The organism is Xenorhabdus sp. SGI246 (assembly GCF_040838225.1).
GTDB classification, from domain to species: Bacteria; Pseudomonadota; Gammaproteobacteria; order Enterobacterales; family Enterobacteriaceae; genus Xenorhabdus; species Xenorhabdus indica.
Genome location: NZ_JBFPEZ010000108.1, coordinates 1 through 20,970 on the forward strand (window position 1 = coordinate 1; position 20,970 = coordinate 20,970).

Here is a 20,970-nt window from a genome sequence, read left to right on the forward strand (position 1 = left end):
TTTTGGTGATCGCAGCAGGAAAACACGGGATAAATTACTGGCACTGTTGTCTCCCTTTAACATTCGGTTCTACTGTACGGATGATTATGCGGTTTATCATTGCCTTCCGGAAGAAAACCATCTTGTTGGCAAGACGTTTACTCAACGAATAGAGCGAAATAATCTTACCCATCGTACCCGGCTAAAAAGGCTGAATCGAAAAACAATCGGCTATTCTAAATCGGAAGAAATGCACGACAAAGTGATAGGGACATTTATTGAGCGTGAAAACTACGTTTAGCGAGTGATCTAACCATTCAATACATGACTCATTAAATTGATTAATGATCGCTATCACGAAAATATTATCGAAGCTGTTGCCACTATCAGCACAGAAATAGTCAATACATTCGAACTTAAGGATAATATTACTATAAATTAACTTAATTATTATTAACGAGGCTGGCACTGCTGGCCTCGTCAGTTAAGCAATGATAAAACCAGACAAATAAACTGCCTGAATTTTAACGTCATTGATTTTATTGCCAGGTGTTTGATTAGCGCCGCGCAATCTGACGGGCAACAAGGTAGCCAGAAGTCCCGGCTAACCCAGGGCCAGGATGTGTTGACGCCCCAATATGGAATACATTACTGACAAAAGTTTGATGTGCTTGCGTACCTTGCGAAGAGGCAAAAGGGCGCAGCCAGAAAAATTGATCTGGTGAGCAAATTCCTGAATAGGGATCTCCCCCAACCAAATTGCAATTCAATGCCTGTAAATCTGCTGGAGAATACGCCTTACGCCCAACAATCGAAGATGAAAAACCGGGTATAACAGCTTCCAGACGAGACTGTACGCGATCTGCAACTGCTTCACGCACGCTTTCATTCCATTTGCCATCAGCAGGAATAGAAATCTCGCCTAAAACATCCCCTTTCAAATAACCGGGTAATTCCTGCATCTGAACCCATAGTATCCACCCTCCTTCGGGAGCTCTGGAAGCATCAAGCGCGGTTGGTTGCCCTATAGCCAGTGTCGGATGACTCGGCAAATAACCGTTATTAGCCTGTGTGACAGACAAACAAACCTGTTCCATACTCTCCGTTAAATGAATAAGCGGCACATGACGCAACTCCGGTTCACACCATGATGGAGGCGTATTCAAGGCAAAGTGAATCTGCATCCCACCACGTCCGTAACGATAGTTCTGTGCACGTTGCCGGACTGTATCAGGAACGTTATCCAATAAATGAGCATAAAGCTGTTGAGGAGTTACATTGCAAACGACGGCATCGCGGGCGTGATAAACCTTTCCTGCGGCTATCACACCAAAAGCACAGCGTTTTTTTCCATGCCCTTGCGTAATGATACGGTCAACCTGGGTATGAGTAAGAAGCTGACCACCCTTTTGTTCGATGATCGCCTGTAATGCTTCAACGATGCGAATACCACCACCTTTAACCACTGGCATTCCTCCGGCTATCACCGCAGCAAAGGTCAATTTGCCAATCAGGGCAGAGCCAGCATCATCCGGCCCCAGTCCGGTATGTAGTGTCCACGGTGCAATGAGCGCCCGACTGAATTCAGACTGCAATTCACGTTCAGACCAGCGCCGGAAAGTTTCCAGTGAGTTGCCGAAAAATTCAGTTAATCCATCAATGCCACGTTTTCGCCATTCAGAGAACAACAGCTTGAGTATGCCAAAACCATAAGGGTTTTGCCCTAGTAAGCCAAAGATCAATGCAGCATCATCATGAAGGATCTGTTGTACCATGCGGCGAAATGCTGCCCCATCTTTTGGCGCAATGGCATCAAACTGCAAGGCCGAAGGCAGGATATTCTGCTTTAAAGCGATTCCCCTGCCATTCGGTTGAACCAGACCGGTTGAATAATCACTGTGTATAAATTCCAAACCTGCTTTTTCCAATGCAGGTTTCAGCACTTGATAAGCCGGACTGTTTAGAAATAGTGGATACCAGCAGGAGAACACATCATGGGTATAACCGGGAAAAAGTTCTTCTGTACGGATACAACCGCCTGGCATGGCATTCCGCTCCAGTACCAGAACAGATTTCCCCCATATAGCCAACAAAGCAGCGCATACCAATGAGTTTATCCCACTGCCAATAATGATCACTTGCGGTTTAGCTCTACTCATGATGCCATTCCTGCGAGCTGTTCGACCAAAGCCAGGACACGCAGTGGGCTTCCTGATCCTCCCTCAATCTTGAGAGGCGCGGCAATAATTACTGCGCCGGTTGGCGGTAATAAATCGAGGTTTTTCAAACACTGCAAACCGTATTTATTCGCCCCGTGCATCAAGGTATGACAAGGATAAACCATCGGCCATGAATAGGATTGCCCCGCATCGGTATTAATTGTTTCTACTCCGAATCCCCGGATATCACGTTCATGGATCAACCACTCTACCGTTTCCTGACTCGGCCCCGGCGTGTGAGCACCGTCATCACGCATATTAAGGAAACGAACCGGATCATCAGCCCGTTTCGACCAATCCGTTCTGAACAGTAACCATGTCTGGGCAGGAATACGTCCGTATTGTTCTTCCCATGCCTGTAAAAACTCAACCGTCAGCAACCAATCTGGATATCGTGCCACCTGTTGACTGGCATCCACCACCACCGCGGGCGCGATAAAATTATGCAGGGGGATAGTATCAACCGTATTATCTGCATGATCTTTACCGCTTATCCAGTGTACCGGGGCATCAAAATGGGTTCCCGTATGCTCACCGCAACTAAAATTATTCCAATACCAGGCCGGGCCATTCTCGTCATAATGAGAAATACGTTCCATTTTGAATGACCAGACTTGCCCAAACTGTTTCGGTAACTGCAAGGCCGGAAAACCAGAAGACAATGTCTGCGTGAGATCGATAATCCTCATACTTCCCTGACTCAGAGCAGTAACAAATACATTTAGTGGGCTTTTCATTCATCTTCTCCCAACATCTGAGTAAAACGACAGAATGATCAATCCTGACTCTGCGGATCTCAAAATGCAGCGTAATCAACGAAACTGTTATTTGAAAAACGATGGATGATGGCGGACTGTCATATTTCCCGAATATCATGCAACGCAGTAAACATACCAGCATGAAAAACCAGTGGTTTTCCTTCAATGCTGGCAATACGCTTTACCTGCCCAATCATTAACAGGTGATCGCCAAGATGGGTTTGCTGATGATTGGCACAAACCAGTGTCGCTATTGCACCATCAATTGACGGCATCCCTTCCGGTGTTTCCTGCACGGGAATACCCTGAAACTTATCTTCAACTCTTGGATTGGCAAAACGCAGAGCCAGCTCCTGATGGTCACAGCCAAGGATACTGATTGTGAAATATTCACAGCTACGGAATGCAGACAGATTGGGAGAATGATTAACCAGACTCCAGAGTATCAAAGGCGGTTTCAGTGAAAGTGAAGCAAATGAGTTGATGGTCAACCCAACGTTCCTTCCGTCAGTAGTGCGTGTTGCAACAATCGCCACCCCTGTTGGATAACATCCTAAGAGTGTGCGCAGCGTTCGTGTTTCAAATTCTGCCATCCCCCATTCAACATCAGGCAACGGTATTTGCATGTTCTGAATATTCATCGTCATATCGGATACTCCGTTCAGAACCCGCTCTTCTCAACAACTTGCGAATGAGCGGCCTGCGCATTATTAGCCACCCGCACATCATGGATATATGCTTCACAGGCAGCGCTATCCCGCCACCACGGAAATAATACAGGAGGATGATTAAAAGCATTGGCAATCGTACTGGCAAGAGCAGGTAGTTGCTGAGCCGCGCCCAACAAATTCAGAATATGGGGTTTTGGCGGGATAAGCAGGCTGTTTGTCCATTCCACAACGTACTGACTATATTTCCAGGACTGTTCGAATGTGTCATTCATCCATTCTACCGTAAAGGGTTTATCACCACGGGTAAGAATAGCTTCGTAATAAACTTTGCAGGCTTTAGTTGCGTTATTGGAACCCTGTCCGGTCAACGGATCATTTGTGACTACCGCATCCCCCAACCCAAGGACTTGACGACCAGAAGGCAATGTCAATACTGGTTTGCGTACTACTGGCGCAAAACAGCCAGCCAGAATGCCATTTTCATCGGTAAGTTCTATCTGTTCACAACGTGCCGCTTCCCACGGCAAGAACGTTTTGAGGATATGCTTGCTATAGGCCAGATGTTCCTGCGCTGTTCTGGCCTCTCGCCAGCCGTCCATTGCTCCTCCTGGAACCCCTTCAAAAACCATAATGTCACAAGGGCCGCTCAGGGTCAGGGCAGGAAAAACGAAATATTCCCCTACTCCTGGGATCAAGTTAAAAGAAACACGGGAATATTCGGGGACTGGCAACATACCATGCACATAAGTCAAGGCTAATGCGCGCAGGGGTTTTTCATAAGGAGAGCGGGAAGCATCACGTTCAAATAATTTCACGATGTCCCCCTTTCCCCCGGCCAAAATAACCAACTCATGACTGGCTGTTAGTTGTTCCAACTCTGTAATTCCCACATCACAAATTTCCAGATTACCGCCGCGAGAAGCAAACTGTTCCAGCCAAAATGGCATCTTGATACGCTGATCAACAGCCTGTGCGTAGTTATTGAGTCGTGCACTCCAGTCAATCACCCTTTCATGCGGAATTTCAGGATGAGGAACAGTAAAACCGATACCTTCAACGGGCGGGCATTGTGTTTCCCACTGATCCAAAGCTAAATCACGTTCAAATTGTAAAGAGGAATCGAACATACACTGACTCGACATCACCCGGCCAGTTCGGACATCATCAGGCGTGCGATTGGTAACAACAGTGACCTGATAGCCTTTATCAAGCAGACCAAGAGCCAAAGGCAGTCCGGCTTGACCACCTCCGACAATAGCTATACGTCGCATAATATTTACTCCTTCGGGTTGTGTTATATCTGGAATCGCTACCATTCCTAATTTCTCCTATTCCGCCAAACGAGAAATAGCAGGCTTGGCTTGCTCAGGCCCCATTGCTGAATAGCCACCATCAACAGCGTAGTCAGCTCCGGTCACAAAACTCGCTAAATCAGAAAGAAGAAATGCCACTACCTGAGCGATCTCTTCAGGATCGCCAACACGGCCAAGCAAGTGATAATCTGCGGCAACTTCATCCGTTTTCTGGCGATTGCCCTGAGTCAATTCATCCATGACCCGTGACCAAGTCCAACCCGGCGAGACAGAGTTCACACGAATGTGATCAGCAGCATAGTCCATTGCCATGCTGCGGGTAACTTGCAGTAAGGTGGCTTTTGACGCGGGATATAACCAGCGGCCTGTCTGGGCAATAGAAGATGAAATACTGGTGAAATTGACAATCGCTCCACCTCCGGCAACCATAAAATAAGGGTGTACAAGCTGAGCTGCCCTGACGGCACTGACCACATTGATATTTAGTGCGGTCAGCCACGTTTCGCGACTAGAAACCAGACCATCATCCAGATAAGTTGCAGCGAGATTAACGAGGCAGTTAAGACGACCATAATAAGCAGCAACCTCATGCACTCCCTGAACAAGTTGTTTATCATCGGTAATATCGACATGCCAGAAGCGAATGGAATCCGGTCGGAAATTACAGGCCTTCTTTCCCCCTTCCCGGTCAATATCGAAAATCGCAACTTTAACACCATATTCACTCAATACACTGGCAACAGTTGCACCAATTTTAGTGGCACCACCAGTAACAATAGCAACTTTATTATTTAAGCCTTTCATGAGTGATCCCCTTATATCATATATACCCAATCCATTACTATTTAGTGTATTAATCAGTAACTAATGAATCATGAGGGATATCATTACGTGAAATAGAGAAAGTCAAATAGCCTATATATGCAGAAAAGATCCATTTAGTGCAGGTATGTATAAATCGAATATATAAACTCAACTAATTCTCATATTACAACCATTGGAACCTGATTGCTGACCAAAGTCCGGTTTATATTATTTCAAATCATTACTTTCGCTTCTCTTATTAGATGATTTAATAAAATTGCCGTTCTATATTCACCATCATTAATATCAAGAGTTATTTATTTGGTGATTATATAAACCATTGGCTATGTTATTATGTTGCAACTTTAATCAGATTTTTTTATTAACCAACTCATTTTTATTATGGATATATTATATTTTTTCATAATATTACCTCAGTTAAATTTAATGTTTCTTCATTGTTTAACTTATGTTACGCATTTGATCTAAACTAAACTGTTATAGTAAACAAATAAAAAATTGTTACTGTTATATCCAAAATCGGTGTGCTCTACTTGTCTTCACTCTTTCACTTCTTTTACCCAATAGGGTTCAGTCAAAAATAAGAGGTCACTATGTTCGGGTTAAGTGCCCTTGAACTCGCAAGGATACAATTCGCATTTACCGTGTCTTTTCACATTATCTTTCCTGCCATTACGATAGGCTTAGCCAGTTTTCTTGCTCTGTTGGAAGGTTTATGGCTGAAAACACGCAATCCAGACTATAAAACGTTATACCACTTTTGGACGAAAATTTTTGCAATTAATTTTGGTATGGGGGTGGTTTCTGGTTTAGTCATGGCCTACCAATTTGGCACTAACTGGAGCTTCTACTCTGATTTTGCAGGAACGATCACAGGCCCCTTGCTGGTCTATGAAGTATTGACCGCATTTTTCCTTGAAGCAGGATTTCTTGGCGTTATGCTGTTCGGCTGGCATCGGGTGGGTGAAAAACTTCATTTTTTCGCCACCTGTATGGTCGCTCTCGGAACGATCATCTCCACCTTTTGGATCCTGGCATCCAATAGCTGGATGCAGACGCCACAAGGTTACGAAATTGTCAATAATCAAGTCGTTCCTGTAGATTGGCTGGCAGTTATCTTTAACCCTTCTTTCCCTTATCGCTTGCTGCATATGGGAACCGCAGCTTTTCTTGCCTCCGCATTCTTTATTGCTGCCTCTGCTGCCTGGCACTTGCTGAAAGGCAATAATTCATCAGCCATGCAGAAAATGCTGTCTATGGCGATGTGGCTGATCCTGATTATTGCTCCGTTACAAGCCATGATTGGTGATTTACATGGCCTGAATACACTGAAACACCAGCCTGCTAAAATTGCTGCGATGGAAGGTCATTGGGAAAATCATCCCGGTGAGGCAACTCCACTCATTTTATTCGGCATTCCTGATCAAACAGCAGAAGAGACTCGTTATGCAGTCAAAATTCCCTACCTGGCCAGTCTGATCCTGACACACAGTATTGATAAACAAGTTCCGGCATTAAAAGAATTCGCACCAGAAGATCGCCCCAATGCTTTCATGGTGTTCTGGTCATTTCGGATCATGGTTGGGTTAGGGCTATTAATGATTATGGCGGGCATTTGGGGATTGTGGTTACGTTATAAAAAGCGCTTGTACCAAAACCGGGCTTTCCTCCGTTTTATGCTCCTGATGGCACCTTCTGGCCTGATTGCCATCTTGGCCGGATGGTTCACCACTGAAATTGGCCGCCAGCCGTGGGTTGTCTATGGTTTGATGCGTACAAAAGATGCTGTTTCGGCCCACGGTGAGATCCATATGAGTATCAGTTTGCTGATTTTCTTTGTTGTCTACAGCGCCGTATTCGGTGTCGGTTATGCCTATATGATGAAACTTATCCGCAAAGGTCCCAATAAGGAGTTAACCAATGGGCATTGATCTTCCTCTGCTTTGGTTCCTGATTATTACCTTCAGCACGATGATGTATATCGTGATGGATGGCTTTGATCTTGGTATCGGTATTTTGTATCCCATGATTAAGCAACAATCAGACCGTGATTTGATGATGAATTCGGTAGCACCTGTTTGGGATGGTAACGAAACCTGGCTGGTGCTCGGTGGTGCCGGGTTATTTGGCGCTTTCCCTCTGGCATATGCTGTTATTTTGGATGCGTTGGCGATCCCATTAACGATGATGCTACTGGGGCTGATATTCCGTGGTGTGGCTTTCGAATTCCGTTTCAAAGCAACGCCAGCGCATCAACCCATTTGGGATAAAGCGTTTATTGCTGGTTCCATTATTGCTACTTTTACACAAGGCATTGTTATCGGAGCAGTTATTGACGGTTTCCCAATCGAAAATCGCACCTATACTGGCGGTATTTTCGATTGGTTCTCACCATTTCCGCTATTTTGTGGTTTTGGTTTGCTTATTGCTTATGGACTATTGGGATGTGGCTGGTTGGTGATGAAAACTGAAGGACATTTGCAACAACAAATGTATGGTCTTCTACGCCCGTTAACCTTGTTGATGCTGACAGCCATCATTATCATCAGCTTTTGGACACCGGCTTCTCAACCCGCTATTGCCGGGCGCTGGTTCAGTTTTCCTAACTTGCTATTCTTTATACCTGTGCCATTACTGGTCTTATTTTCAGGCTGGAAACTGCTGACAGCCAATCAGAATAATAGCCATTACACCCCATTTTTGGCTGCACTGTTATTAGTCTTTATGGGCTTCAGTGGGTTGGGGATCAGCATCTGGCCAAATATCATCCCTCCGTTTATCAGTTATGAAGAAGCTGCCTCCCCTTCTCAATCACTGGGTTTTATGCTCGTTGGCGCGCTATTTATTATCCCGATAATCTTGGTTTACACCTGTTGGAGTTATTATGTCTTCCGAGGAAAAATTACCCATGAACAAGGCTACCACTAAAACAGAGCACACCCATTCTCCATTATGGAAAAGATTGGGCTGGCTGATAATAATTTGGCTTTGTAGTGTATTAGCGCTTTATGCTGTTTCCACTTTATTTCGTTTTTTAATGACAGCAGCGGGTATGAAAATTAAGTAATTATTAAATTTTCTACCCATTCAATATTGGCATATTTATTTCTTCGTTATACCCACTTTTTAATTTTTATCATATTAACTTATTTTCCCCGGTCACAATGGATTCTGTGTCTGGGGATTTATTAAAACTCTCTTCCAGAAAAATAATTCACCCACAAACTTAAAGACAGATTTATAAAACAATCAGTAGCAACATATCTATTTTAGATATTCATTCAGATAATTTTAATGTTAACAAATATATATTTATACACTATAAATATATTCTCAAGCATATTGTATTTTTTGGGGAAATAATATTTATACTAAATTTATATACGGAGTTTGATATGATCAAAATAACATTACTTACATTTTCAGGACGGGAAAATTATCAATGGTTTTTTGACGGAACTGATATCAAACCGTTATTAGATTTCATGCGAGATAAGAAAAAGGGAATAAACTTTGGCATCAGTGAAAGAAAGCTCGGATTTTCTGGTTTTTTTGTCGAAATTGAAGATTCTGCACAAGGGTCAGCACTTCAATATGGGCTCACTAATTCATTTCATGTCTGTGATGGTATGGCGGAAAATCTACAAGACAGTAAAGAGCTTGGCTTCGTTTTACTTGAAAAATTTACCCAAGATGATCCACTCAAAAAACATATAAAACAGGAAATACAAGATCTCCAGCCAGATAACGTTGTTACTTCCCTAAACGCTGAACAACAAGATGAAGAGCAAGATGAACAGGAATACAAAACGACTGTATTTAATCAAATACACGAACCAAGTTGGCATATGTCAGTAAAATTTACCAATCCATTAACTGGACAAGTTTATGATGTAGATGCGGCCAGGTATAACCAGGGTTTCTGGAATGATCCCACCCGCATTGCTCTGAATAATTGTTATGCTTACGCATGTAACTATGCAAGTAACGATTATCCTCAACCCGGCAGTTACGGTGGTAAACCAATCACATTTCCTTATACAAAACGTTATCTTCAAGCTGTTATAGATGGGGCTATTGCTGATGGGTTAGTTAAACTTGATGAGTTTACAGATGCACAATATCATCCCAATTATGTTGTTGCTCTCTATACTATGCCAGATAATTCATACAACTGGGATTACCATTGGTATCGTTTAGTTTTCGATCAGTACCGAACTCAGATGTGGGCACATAAACTTGGTAAAGAAAGGGTGAGAAAAACAGATAATCAGAGAAAAATTATAAGAGATCCTAACAAAGCTGACCGAGGAAAATATACTGTATTCGGAGGGTACTTTATCGTAAATAACCGGGTAAAGATAAAAGCTTAAAATAATATGTTTTAGCAGAACTGGGGCTATCATTTATAATGCAATTATTAACGGCTTCACTCTTGAACAATATATTACAATAAGTATCAACAACGAATGAAGCCGCTTTACTCTTTGAAATAGCTCTTCTTAAAATCTCTCTTCTGAGCAATTTTTGTTTCAATACTAAACCGCCGTATTATAAGCCAACAACGCTTTTTGGCACAATCTGGAACGCACACAGTCTTCCTGAGAAAAATGAATTACACTGATCGCTTCATCATCGGAGAACCTTTCTAGTGCATCCAGCAACCCTGATGTGATATTGTCTGGTAAATCACACTGACTTATATCCCCATTCACAATGACGGTAATATTTTCCCCTAAGCGGGTTAAAAACATTTTCATTTGATTGATAGTGACATTCTGTGCTTCATCAAGGATCACAAACGCATTCTCAAATGTTCTGCCTCGCATATAAGCAAAAGGCGCTATTTCGACCTTTCCTATTTCAGGACGCAGACAATACTGCAAAAATGATGCTCCCATACGTTTTAATAAAACCTCATAAACCGGACGGAAATAAGGTGCAAACTTTTCTGCCATATCGCCCGGCAGATAACCCAAATCTTCTTCTGCCTGCAATACCGGACGTGTCACAATGATTTTATCAACCTCTTTATTGATAAGTGCATCAGCCGCTATCACCGTACTGATAAAAGTTTTACCGCAACCTGCTTCACCATTAGCAATAATCAATTGCTTATTATTAATAGCCCATATATAGCGATATTGCACTTCATTGCGTGGACGAATTTCAGATATATCCTTGTTTTCGCACGCCATTCCAATGGCTTCTACACCGCTAATTTGGACTAATGAGGTAACATTATTATCATTGTGATAACGAGATTGACGCATATCTTTTTTTAACATTCTTCTGACTTCACGACGAGATTTCATCACTGCTTTCTGTCTACTCATAGTCACACACCTTATCGTTGGCTTCACACGTGTCGTGTTCTATCACCGATGGCTCTACCACTGATAGAATAACTGCGTTATATAGAATAGATGGGAGCTCCCTTTTCAGCTCATTAAGGCCCATAAAAAACCGGTGCTAAAATGACCACCTTTTTATGGGTAGTTCAGTTTCAATCACCGGTTCACTTTCTAACTGAATTGTCATTGTTTCAGTATCTGTCATCAGCATTCCTCGCATGGCCCGCTTTTTTATAACAACCAGACCAAATCTAGCGGGCTATGATGTCAGTATAATGACAGTTTTTTATTCATGACAAGGTAGCAATTTAAACTTTACTGAAACATTTTTTAACTTTTCATTGAAAAAATAATAAACCAGTGAAAGCCATAAAATAACAAATCAGAATACTTTAGTTATTTTTACAATTACCTGCCAAATAATACCCGGCTTTCTGAGCTTCAAATTCCGAACGAAAATAAACAGCATTTTTATCTGCTACTGTCTTATATCCTGAACAATGTGCAAAATGGTAAATCTGGCTGTTTTTATTGCCTTTAATTATTTCACTTTGAGTGACTTTCGTCGTTGATTTTTTAACTGAAACCGGCTCAGCAACTGATTGGTATGAATTTAAATTTTGACTATTATTTTGCTTACTAAGCCTTTGACCTGAATCTTTGTGCCCTGATTGCCATTTTTTACTTCCTGTAACAAACGGGTTATGGTGCCCCATAATACGGGCGATTCGATTATCCCGTTCCCGCTCCCAGGCTTCTACCGGATATTGACGATCCCATGCCATCATTAATTGCTGTTGCTGACGTGACATCGTCAAGTTATAGCGATCATGCATATAAAAATAGACTCTGGCGACCATCCCTTTCACTTTATCACGCGGTTCAAAAAGGCGTAATTTGAAATCCACTTTACTGCTACAAGCACCGTACATATTAGGCAAATTTTTGGAAGCCATTCCATAACTCAAATTACTGCGATCTCCATTAACTTCACCAATAGAAGGTGCCAGATTGTGCATATCCGATTCTATCGCGCGAAATACCGGATCATTTTCAACACAATTTTTTCTTCCGCCATTCTGCCAACATTGCCTCTGATGGCCAAATACCCACGCTGGTACAATATGTTCCCACTCGATACGCTCAGCACGGGTTTGTTGTGCTCTGACTTGATAATGACAAGAGGCCAGATCGACACGCCCACTACTTTTACCTACCCATTGCCAATTACAGCCACAATACAAAGTACCAATGCCTGATTTTTCTTGCCCGTCATAAACATATTTTCGTGATTCTATTTTAGCCTGTTCAAAGTTGGCCGGCATACTCCATGCGCTAAAAGATGCAATGAATGCCAAAAATAAAAGATAATTTGCCCAAAGGCGAATTTTATTGTTCAAAATAATACCTATTCACTTGTTGTATCACACTAATCTGGTATCCTGCCTGATCAGACAAATAAATGATACATATTCTTTGTCGAATTTCTCTTAAATGATTACTGTAGGATCAGTTTGCTAACTTAGTTTGTTTAAATCAATATCACTTAATTCATGCAATAAGTTAATTTATTGCATCTTTAAAGACTCAAATACTCTGTTTATTAAGCCATTGAATTCTATTTATTTGAGTAAAATTAAATCAACTTTACGATATTTAATAAAATAAATGACGATCAATACTAAACTTGAACAGCTTGAACACGAGCTACTGGATGTTGTAAAAAAATACTCAGGAAATGAAGAGGTTACTATCAATACTATTCATACTTCAGAAAATCATTTACAAATTCAGGTTATCATTGCAGGTAAAAATCAGTTAGATATTACTTTAAATTCATTTTCTGATGAACTATAACCCTGTTCTATGTTTAAAAAACAAACACAAAAAACCATCTATTTTTCTAATGGTTCTTTGTGTTTTATTATTAACACTCACCGCGTTTCTTTTTGGGTGAGAAATGGCTAATGATAGCTTTTGAAATTCTTTAATCAGGAATTTATTATTCCTTTTCCAAAAATTAATTTCCAAAAAATTGTTACGTGTATTCATTTTACTTTATTATCATCACGCCTTTTTTTCGATTGGATAAAATCATCTTTTATAAAAATTAAATTAGAAAAGAATTAAATTCATATTACATATAAAAACATTAATCATGGTTTATAGTTTAAAGTATTTCTTTAACGAAAGAAATACTTTAAACCAATAAAAATAAGTTATTGGCTGATAAAAAAAAGTGATTTGAAATAATCAAATAAAAAACACACCTTATACAAACCACAATCACCCTGAATTTAAATTTCATTAAAGAGGAAATAATCAAAGATAAAATCACATCCAAAAACCACATACAAATTCAGGAGGCATAAAATCATAATAATATCAAGTGATTGAAATCACATAACTACTTATGCAGTCAACATAAAACAATTTATAGTAGCTACATATTATTATCTAAGTCATAGGTTATAAGATACTTTAAATCTCAAAAACCATCATTAACCACCTTATTAACTCTGTAAAATTATAGATAGGGCAATAATAATATGAAAAAAATAATTTTATTTACCAAAATATTTCTACTCAGCTTTTTTATCCCTATTGTTAATGCTGATCCAAATCATAATGGTTACGATGTTGCCAACAAAATAACTCAAAGGTACTTTGATAATCAAAAATATTGTGGAGATGACGGTCTTCCTGCATTTTTATGTTCAGGTGTTTTACTGAGAGGAACCATTGCTTCGGATAAATATCACTCATGGAATCCAAGCCCACATTCCCAGGAAAGTGGCGGTGTTTCATTCTCCTATTTGAGACATGATGTTAAGGATATCGAACTCGCTTATGATTACAAAAATGGCTTTATTTTCTCTCCATACATTGAAAATCCTGCTGATAAAGTTAGCCCTGAAATTCTTTGCTATTTTCCCATTGACGGAGATACGGTAAACAGAAGTGACAAAGGATGTGGTCCTGATTCAGGAAACCCAAACAGCATTCCTTGCCAACAACAGGGAATTACCACAGCAGAACAGTGGGTCAATCATTATAGAAATGTTGTTCACTCCAGCCGCTTCGCCCAATGTGGTTTTGATGTCACAGGAACAGGGAGCGCAGATGCATTTATGCAAGGAATTAAAGTTCGCTCACTGATTCAGTTACCATTAAATAACGAACTAATTTTGGCTACCTGGCCCCAAAATATCCCGGATAAATTACCTATCGAAGCCTTCTTTTATCGTGATGAAGGGTTAAATAGCGCACAACATGATCAAAAAGATTTTTATCAGGTTACAGGGGTAATCATACCAATAATACAGATGACACTCCCTTCTGATAACAATCAAGGTATTAGCTTTAGCTATAATCCAGATGATCAGGTTATTAATCCTTAGAATTAACAAGTTGAAATTAAGTACATCTAATTAAAAACAACAAAAATTATATCTTCATGAAAGATAAATTTTAAATAAAAACCCTAAGAGGCTATATAGAAAATTAACATATAAAAAACCAACAAAATTCCACATTAAATAAGTATAAAGTACAACAACCAAACTAATATTTACATAACAGAAACAAGAGGTAATTCAATGAAAAGTTTATATGATGTAACACTTGCTCCACCTACTTTTCCACAAGCAGATGAAACGGGCACTATTAATGTGCATGATATTAGGGCAACAAAAAATAAATACATAATCATGAAGGTTGATAAATACGCTGGTGACGAAGTTGGTGATAAAATAACTGGCTATCTTTGTTTCAATGGTAATTGTTTAAATAATGAAGATGGAACTGTTCTAAAATCACTACCCTATTATATAACGCCTGACGTATTGGATGTTCCTTCATACACTTTACTATTTCTTGTAGATGAAGTTTTTGTTTATGGCGCCTTTCAAGGGCATTACGAAATAACCAGTAATGAAAATGTACGTGAGTCACCAATAGTTAATATAACTCTTGCATCTTTGGATACATCCAGTTTGCCTGAATATGCTCCAAGTGCTCCAGATGCTACAGGTAATAATGGCACATTACTAACAAAAGATGATTATTATAGGTTAGATCAATTGAGAATAGATGTGCCAGTTTATGATGGTATGGCTCCCGGGCAGATTGTCAATGTAATATGGAAAGGTCGTAATAATACATACATAACACCAACTCAAACAGTAAATGAAGTCATGCTGATGACGTTCTATATTCCTCGCATGGAATTTATTGACACGATTGGTTATACAGCACAAGTGCAGTTTAAAGTGGAAAAATTAGTCAGTGACTCTGCTGTATACTCTGGAACTTTACATCTTGATATTGGAAAACAGAATATTAATTTACCAGCCCCCACCCTTTTCTACCGTGACGATGGCACTATTCACGTTATGATAGAGTATTCTGGTATGTCTTTTGATCAAACAGTAGAAATCCGTGCAGTAGGTAGAACAATGCTACAGACCGATTATAAACAGGTTGATGATCAAAACCAAATGGCAGTACCGCTACCTACTGATTGGATAGAAGAAAATCGAGGGCATCTGGTATTGATTGATTACGCAGTCGGTAGTATGTATCCCGGAAGGGAATATAGTTTTTCTCGTGTATTGCGACAAATTCTATAAAACAAAATTCTGTGAAATAGAAGTTCTTTGACCTCTGACAAACCTCGTTGGATTAAACGAGGTTTTTTTGCATTTTTAACTGAAAACTATCTTCTGATAACCATAGCTAACAATATATTTTTTATTAATAGTACCACAATGGAACTTTTTTTGACCATTAAGTCAGGGTGTAATCCATGAAAATAGAAACCATCGATTTGAGTGCCGTAACAAATTAGATTCGTCTTTTTTGCAGATTTCTTGTCAAAATTAAAATACTTAACTAATATCAAGTATGAATATATTAAATTATTTAATGGATAAAAATACAGTTAAGACACTTCTAATTCTAATATCAAAATCTCTAAGGTGCTTATATATGCTATCATATATTGGTAAATTCATTATTCTTCTCTCTGTGCTTTATACATTATTGATACCATCTGCGATAATAAACGCCTTTGCTGATGAAAATATAACAATTGAAAATTCTCTTCCCCAAGAAAGGGGGAGAAAAGATAACTTAGCTATCCGTGTTAGCGAATCAAATAAAAAAAATGATATACAGAAAGCAGATAACATTTCAGAAACTGAATTACCTGGCTTTATTACAAAAAATATCCAGACAGTAGGTAATATACTGTCATCATCCTCTTCTGAACTAGTTGAACAAGCTAAATCTTATGCCTTAGGTAAATTTAACAGTACCATTGCCTCCGAAGCCCAAAAATGGTTATCTCAATTTGGCACAGCAAAAATTAACTTTGGTTTTGATAGAAAAGGTAAATTAGAAAATAACTCATTAGATCTGTTATTACCTCTTTACGATAATAAAACGAATTGGCTCCTCTTTTCCCAATTAGGTTATCGCAATAAAGACAGCCGGAATACAGTTAACCTTGGTTTGGGAGGACGCTATTTTTATCAAAACTGGATGTATGGCCTGAATACATTTTATGACCATGACCTCACAGGTAAAAACAAGCGAATAGGATTTGGAGGAGAAATTTGGGGTGACTATATCAAACTTTCTGCCAACACTTATCGTCGCTTAAGCGACTGGCAGATTTCACGGAATTTTGAAGAACACCATGAACGCCCTGCCAATGGTTATGACATCAACGGAGAGTTCTTTCTGCCTGCCTACCCTAATTTAGGGGGCAAACTGACTTATGAACAATATTTCGGCGAAAACGTAACCTTATTCAATCGGTATACCAAACAGAAAAACCCCAGTCTGGTTAAGCTAGGAGTGACTTATACCCCAATCCCGTTGATAACAATAGGTGTGGATTATAGACAAGGTGAAGGTGGTCGCTCTGAAACGCAATTTTTGGCGAATCTAAATTATAGACTGGGAGTTCCTTTAGGCACTCAGTTATCACCAGAGAATGTAGCTGCTATGCGTACATTAGCGGGGGAACGTTACGATTTAGCCGAAAGAAATAACAATATTGTGCTTGATCATCGAAAGATCCCGATTGCTCAGTTTCTTGTAGCAATTCCTGAAGAACCCAAGGGTTACAGGATTAAAGGGCATATCTTGACTGTTAAGGCAGATACTGATGGAGGAAATGCTTCCGAGGATAAAACCACTTCAACAGAATCAGAGGGAAAAGTTAGAACAGAAGGAGAAAAGATATCAGAAAAAGAAACTGCTGCAAAAAAGACTTTACCTGCTAATGATGAAAGTAAATTTATCTATACGGCAACTATCATAGATCGTAATGGTAAGCAGGTAGAAGATGATGAAAAAATCCCCAATGTAAGATGGGCATTGAGTATAGATGATAATCCTATAAACCCTGCAAACAACAAACACGGACTTACTCTGCAAGGACATACAAAACCGAAGCAAGGAACATTAACAGCAACATTGACCAGTAATAAAAGCGTAGAGAATGTTCTTGTCACACTTTTTATAGATCATCCTGTAAGAGAAGATGCTAAATGCACAAAAGAAGCGGAAGAAGCAGAACAATGCGCAAATGCAGAGGCACCTGTATCTTTCAAATCGGAATCTTTTGAAATAAAAGAATTTTGTCTAATGATAGATAATAAGTGCACAGAACAACTTAAGCCCAGTGATATCTTAACAGGCAACGGCAAAGATAAATTTACATATCAAGCAACAATTTATAAGAAAGGCTCAAATAAACCATTACAAGGTGAACATAAAATAAGTGCAGAATGGAAAACTAATTTTGAAGCCAGAACCTATAAAGGTGAACCAGAATGGAAAGTTGAGAGTGATAATACAGTCAGGGATGGAAAGATGACGGGTACATTAACCAGCCAGGTTGGTATTGGTGATATTGAGAGTGGCCAGATAATTGATGGTTTGGCAGTAGAATTAACCGTGCCAGGTGATAGTAAGTCGGCTATTCCGGTTGCTTTTGAAATTCCTGCGCCTATAACCACAGGGGTCGTTGTCTATGTTAAAGAAGCTGATAATAGAACAATCAAGAAAAGCAAAATATTTGAAGATCAACTCAGGCCCAGTAATGTATTTGGAAATATGTACGCTCAATTGTACGACTTATCGATAAAGAAAAAGATTATGGATGAAGGAGGGGAAATTATTTCTACAAAAGGTTTTAGGGGTGGAATTAATGACTTTTGGGATATCGATATGACTACAGGAGAGATAACTCTGGGCAGTCCGCTTCAGACTAAGAAGGACACATCTATAACGATTAAAAGAACCAATAAGGCTAAGTATACTTATAACTATTCTTTTTGGGTTAAAAAGATCATCAAGCCCAATGTTATTCATCCAGGAGTTATGAAACAAGATAGTGAGGAGGAAAAAATTACATGCCTAAGTCCGGTTGTACCGTATTTGCGCAATATTAATGAGCTTGATATAGGTATTGGCAGAGTTGATATTTATTCCTTACAAAGTGAATTCCCAGATAGCTACTCTTGGGGAATACTTGATGCAGTTACACCACCACCTCCAGTGACTCCAAACATCCTTGGAAGATATCTGAGAAACGCAGATAGAGGAAATTTTATCTATAATACTCAAAAAAACGAAGAGGTAGGTGATCTTAAGGGTTATGTACTTTGTGTTGCGAGTTATTTTTCTCATTAACTTAAAAATACAGGATTCAATATATTGTAAATTCAGACAGCCGTAATATGCGTTTGGCTGTCTGTTAGCTCAATCAGCTTTTTACCCTACAAAAATACAACTCCATCTACTTATTACTAATGTTGAATAATGAAATAAGTTTCACAATGAAAAAACTTTCAATCTAAATATCACTCAAATAGATATGGTTATCAGGTGATAACTATTTTTCATTATCCAAATCTGAATCGATCATCTAATCTACCTACGATTGTTATTTACAAGCATAAAAAATACACTCAAATAAAATAATTTCAGTGTATTTCATTTCCATATCAAAACATTTTCTCAAAATAATAAATTTAATTAGTGAGGCATTAAAATGAAGATTGAAGAAAATTTAATTACAAAAAATCCACCTAAAGAGGATTATACCGTTACTGCAACAATACCTAATCAATCTGATATTCTTGTTGGACAATCCTGTTATATAACAATACTTGTATCAGGACAACCAGAAAAGATAATAAATATTAAAGATATAACGATAGAATTTGATAAAAATATAGCTAAATTCGTTAAATGGAAGATAGAGGAACCATGGAATAATGCAATTAATTCTGGAGGTATAACAATTCTTTTAACTGTTGAAAATAACCTGGACGAACAACAGCATAAGGAAATCAATTATATTATTAAGCTCTGGGCTGACAATGAAACTACTAAACCAGTATCTAATTACACACCGAAAAAGATCACATATAATGTGAAGAAAATTAATCCTGACACCATCATTGAATTAAAAACTGATAATGAATATATTCAACCCCCAACAGAGGATAACCCAGTAGGAACAGGAAAGAAAAGTATTATATATTCTGGTAAAGTCGTTGATAATCAAAAAAAACCACTTAAAAAAACCCAAGTTATAGTCGCATCTTCATTATCAGATCAAATATACTCTGATAATCCAGATAAGATTCTTGTTAATATAGGAACAGAGCCAGATAGTGGTAGTTCTAAGACGATTACAACTAATAGGGATCATGGGATAGATTATTTCATTGTTAACAGCGATGAAAATGGTTACATAAAATTTCGTTTATATCCAAAAAAAAATATATCTGCCAGAATCGATTTCAAAACAGGAATATTAGGAGTGACATCTATTAGTTATGCTGCATCTGCATATATATTTAATAATACAAATCAAAGTGATGATCCATTCGGCCCATCATCACCAAATATATACGATGCATCAACAACGGGAGAAGTTCCTAAGATAACTGGCTCCAAGGGAATGAATGTTGGGATTACTCCATATGCCGGATATCAGAAGACAGATAGTTTGATATTTTTTATGCAAGGGTATGAAGAAAATGATAAACCAATTCAACTCAAACCTATATATAAACTTGATAACGTAGCCAGTCTAGAAACAAATCCTTTCGTTTTTACATATGATCAATTTCCACTTAATAAGCTTATGAAGCTTTATTATCTGATTGCACCCGTCAGTAAGGAATCTCTCTATTCCATGTCATCAGAATTTATGTATGTTGGTGAAGTATCTGAAGGTGATAACAATAATGGTGATTACGGGATTTATACACCAGTTGAGGTATACTCGAGTTATTCACCAACACCGTTTGACCTCAAAAATAAAAATGATCGTATGTATGACAATCGTCTAGTCACGCTAGATACGATAAATCAATATATAAAAGGAACCCCTAACATAACAAATACCGATCCTATTGGCATGTATGTCGTTATAAAAATAGCAAAAACTGATGAAGAGGAAGTGAAGGGACTCCCTCCGCTCAATTCTACTTGTACTTTAACGATTAATATAGATTCTGCTACAAGACAAGAAAATAAATCTTATCCACCCATTCAATTGACTGATAATGTTAATTACTATCACATTATAAAAATTCCATATTGTGATTTAACCAGAGCTCAGGGATGGGAGAATGGTATTCAGGCAAAACTATCGTTTGTTTATTCGATAGAAGATGCAGGAATCACAAGAAACAGTAAAGAATGGAAAGCTACAATAGGTACAGCAAATACTGGTTTTGATCTAGATGACGATGGTTGTCCGAAACCAAAGAAAAATTAAAAAATCAGTTATCTCAATGAACACTGCTTAAGAAAATTAA

17 protein-coding genes are annotated in these 20,970 nt (G+C 38.8%); 10 read left to right on the top strand and 7 right to left on the bottom strand.

Going from position 1 to position 20,970, the window contains the following annotated elements:
* Positions 1 to 280 (top strand): IS1 family transposase (locus ABLA85_RS17730; protein WP_367965655.1); only part of this gene is annotated, 280 nt, incomplete at its 5' end.
* Between the two features lie 256 nt (positions 281 to 536).
* Here the strand turns inward: ABLA85_RS17730 and ABLA85_RS17735 are convergent.
* From ABLA85_RS17735 to ABLA85_RS17755, 5 genes are all read right to left on the bottom strand, one after another.
* A complete protein-coding gene (locus ABLA85_RS17735) occupies positions 537 to 2,138 on the bottom strand; it encodes a phytoene desaturase family protein (protein WP_367965656.1) in 1,602 nt (533 codons plus the stop codon).
* On the bottom strand, positions 2,135 to 2,935 hold the full coding sequence (locus ABLA85_RS17740) for a cyclase family protein (RefSeq protein ID WP_367965657.1): 801 nt from the start codon (positions 2,933 to 2,935) through the stop codon (positions 2,135 to 2,137). The genes ABLA85_RS17735 and ABLA85_RS17740 overlap by 4 nt, the downstream gene beginning before the upstream one ends.
* Positions 2,936 to 3,054: 119 nt before the next feature.
* Positions 3,055 to 3,603 carry a flavin reductase family protein gene (locus ABLA85_RS17745; RefSeq protein ID WP_367965658.1) on the bottom strand — a complete coding sequence of 183 codons (549 nt, stop codon included), beginning with the start codon at positions 3,601 to 3,603 and terminating at the stop codon, positions 3,055 to 3,057.
* Positions 3,604 to 3,617: 14 nt separating this feature from the next.
* Positions 3,618 to 4,898, bottom strand: a complete 1,281-nt coding sequence (locus tag ABLA85_RS17750) for a styrene monooxygenase/indole monooxygenase family protein (RefSeq protein ID WP_367965659.1) — start codon at positions 4,896 to 4,898, stop codon at positions 3,618 to 3,620.
* Positions 4,899 to 4,955: 57 nt separating this feature from the next.
* The gene (locus ABLA85_RS17755; RefSeq protein WP_367965660.1) at positions 4,956 to 5,744 is read right to left on the bottom strand and encodes an SDR family oxidoreductase; all 789 of its coding nucleotides are present in this window, start codon (positions 5,742 to 5,744) and stop codon (positions 4,956 to 4,958) included.
* A 614-nt stretch (positions 5,745 to 6,358) separates the two neighbouring features.
* On the opposite strand from ABLA85_RS17755, the gene ABLA85_RS17760 reads away from it, so the two are divergent.
* From ABLA85_RS17760 to ABLA85_RS17775, 4 genes are all read left to right on the top strand, one after another.
* Positions 6,359 to 7,696, top strand: a complete 1,338-nt coding sequence (locus ABLA85_RS17760) for a cytochrome ubiquinol oxidase subunit I (protein ID WP_367965661.1) — start codon at positions 6,359 to 6,361, stop codon at positions 7,694 to 7,696.
* Positions 7,686 to 8,693 carry a cytochrome d ubiquinol oxidase subunit II gene (gene cydB, locus ABLA85_RS17765; RefSeq protein WP_367965662.1) on the top strand — a complete coding sequence of 336 codons (1,008 nt, stop codon included), beginning with the start codon at positions 7,686 to 7,688 and terminating at the stop codon, positions 8,691 to 8,693. Before ABLA85_RS17760 ends, cydB begins: the two co-directional genes overlap by 11 nt.
* Entirely contained in the window at positions 8,674 to 8,832 is a 159-nt protein-coding gene (locus ABLA85_RS17770) for a DUF2474 domain-containing protein (RefSeq protein WP_367965663.1), read from the top strand. Before cydB ends, ABLA85_RS17770 begins: the two co-directional genes overlap by 20 nt.
* 328 nt (positions 8,833 to 9,160) lie before the next feature.
* Positions 9,161 to 10,138: a hypothetical protein gene (locus ABLA85_RS17775; RefSeq protein WP_367965664.1), complete on the top strand. Its 978-nt coding sequence runs from the start codon at positions 9,161 to 9,163 to the stop codon at positions 10,136 to 10,138.
* A 165-nt stretch (positions 10,139 to 10,303) separates the two neighbouring features.
* On the opposite strand, the gene phoH is transcribed toward ABLA85_RS17775, so the two are convergent.
* Together phoH and ABLA85_RS17785 are read right to left on the bottom strand one after the other, a co-directional pair.
* Complete coding sequence (gene phoH, locus ABLA85_RS17780) at positions 10,304 to 11,101, bottom strand: phosphate starvation-inducible protein PhoH (protein WP_367965665.1); 798 nt, start codon at positions 11,099 to 11,101, stop codon at positions 10,304 to 10,306.
* Between the two features lie 410 nt (positions 11,102 to 11,511).
* Positions 11,512 to 12,519: an endonuclease gene (locus ABLA85_RS17785; RefSeq protein WP_367965666.1), complete on the bottom strand. Its 1,008-nt coding sequence runs from the start codon at positions 12,517 to 12,519 to the stop codon at positions 11,512 to 11,514.
* 268 nt (positions 12,520 to 12,787) lie between these two features.
* Here ABLA85_RS17785 and ABLA85_RS17790 point away from each other — a divergent pair, with 268 nt between their 5' ends.
* The 5 genes from ABLA85_RS17790 (at position 12,788) to ABLA85_RS17810 (ending at position 20,930) form a co-directional block, all read left to right on the top strand.
* Positions 12,788 to 12,976 (top strand): hypothetical protein, encoded by a 189-nt coding sequence (locus ABLA85_RS17790; RefSeq protein WP_367965667.1) that lies wholly within the window; start codon positions 12,788 to 12,790, stop codon positions 12,974 to 12,976.
* A gap of 692 nt (positions 12,977 to 13,668) precedes the next feature.
* Entirely contained in the window at positions 13,669 to 14,520 is an 852-nt protein-coding gene (locus ABLA85_RS17795) for an N-acyl homoserine lactonase (protein WP_367965668.1), read from the top strand.
* A 198-nt stretch (positions 14,521 to 14,718) separates the two neighbouring features.
* Positions 14,719 to 15,750, top strand: coding sequence for a hypothetical protein (locus tag ABLA85_RS17800; RefSeq protein ID WP_367965669.1), 1,032 nt, complete (start codon positions 14,719 to 14,721; stop codon positions 15,748 to 15,750).
* Positions 15,751 to 16,108: 358 nt separating this feature from the next.
* Positions 16,109 to 18,826 carry an inverse autotransporter beta domain-containing protein gene (locus ABLA85_RS17805; protein WP_367965670.1) on the top strand — a complete coding sequence of 906 codons (2,718 nt, stop codon included), beginning with the start codon at positions 16,109 to 16,111 and terminating at the stop codon, positions 18,824 to 18,826.
* A gap of 361 nt (positions 18,827 to 19,187) precedes the next feature.
* Positions 19,188 to 20,930: a hypothetical protein gene (locus ABLA85_RS17810; protein WP_367965671.1), complete on the top strand. Its 1,743-nt coding sequence runs from the start codon at positions 19,188 to 19,190 to the stop codon at positions 20,928 to 20,930.
* Positions 20,931 to 20,970 lie beyond the last annotated feature (40 nt).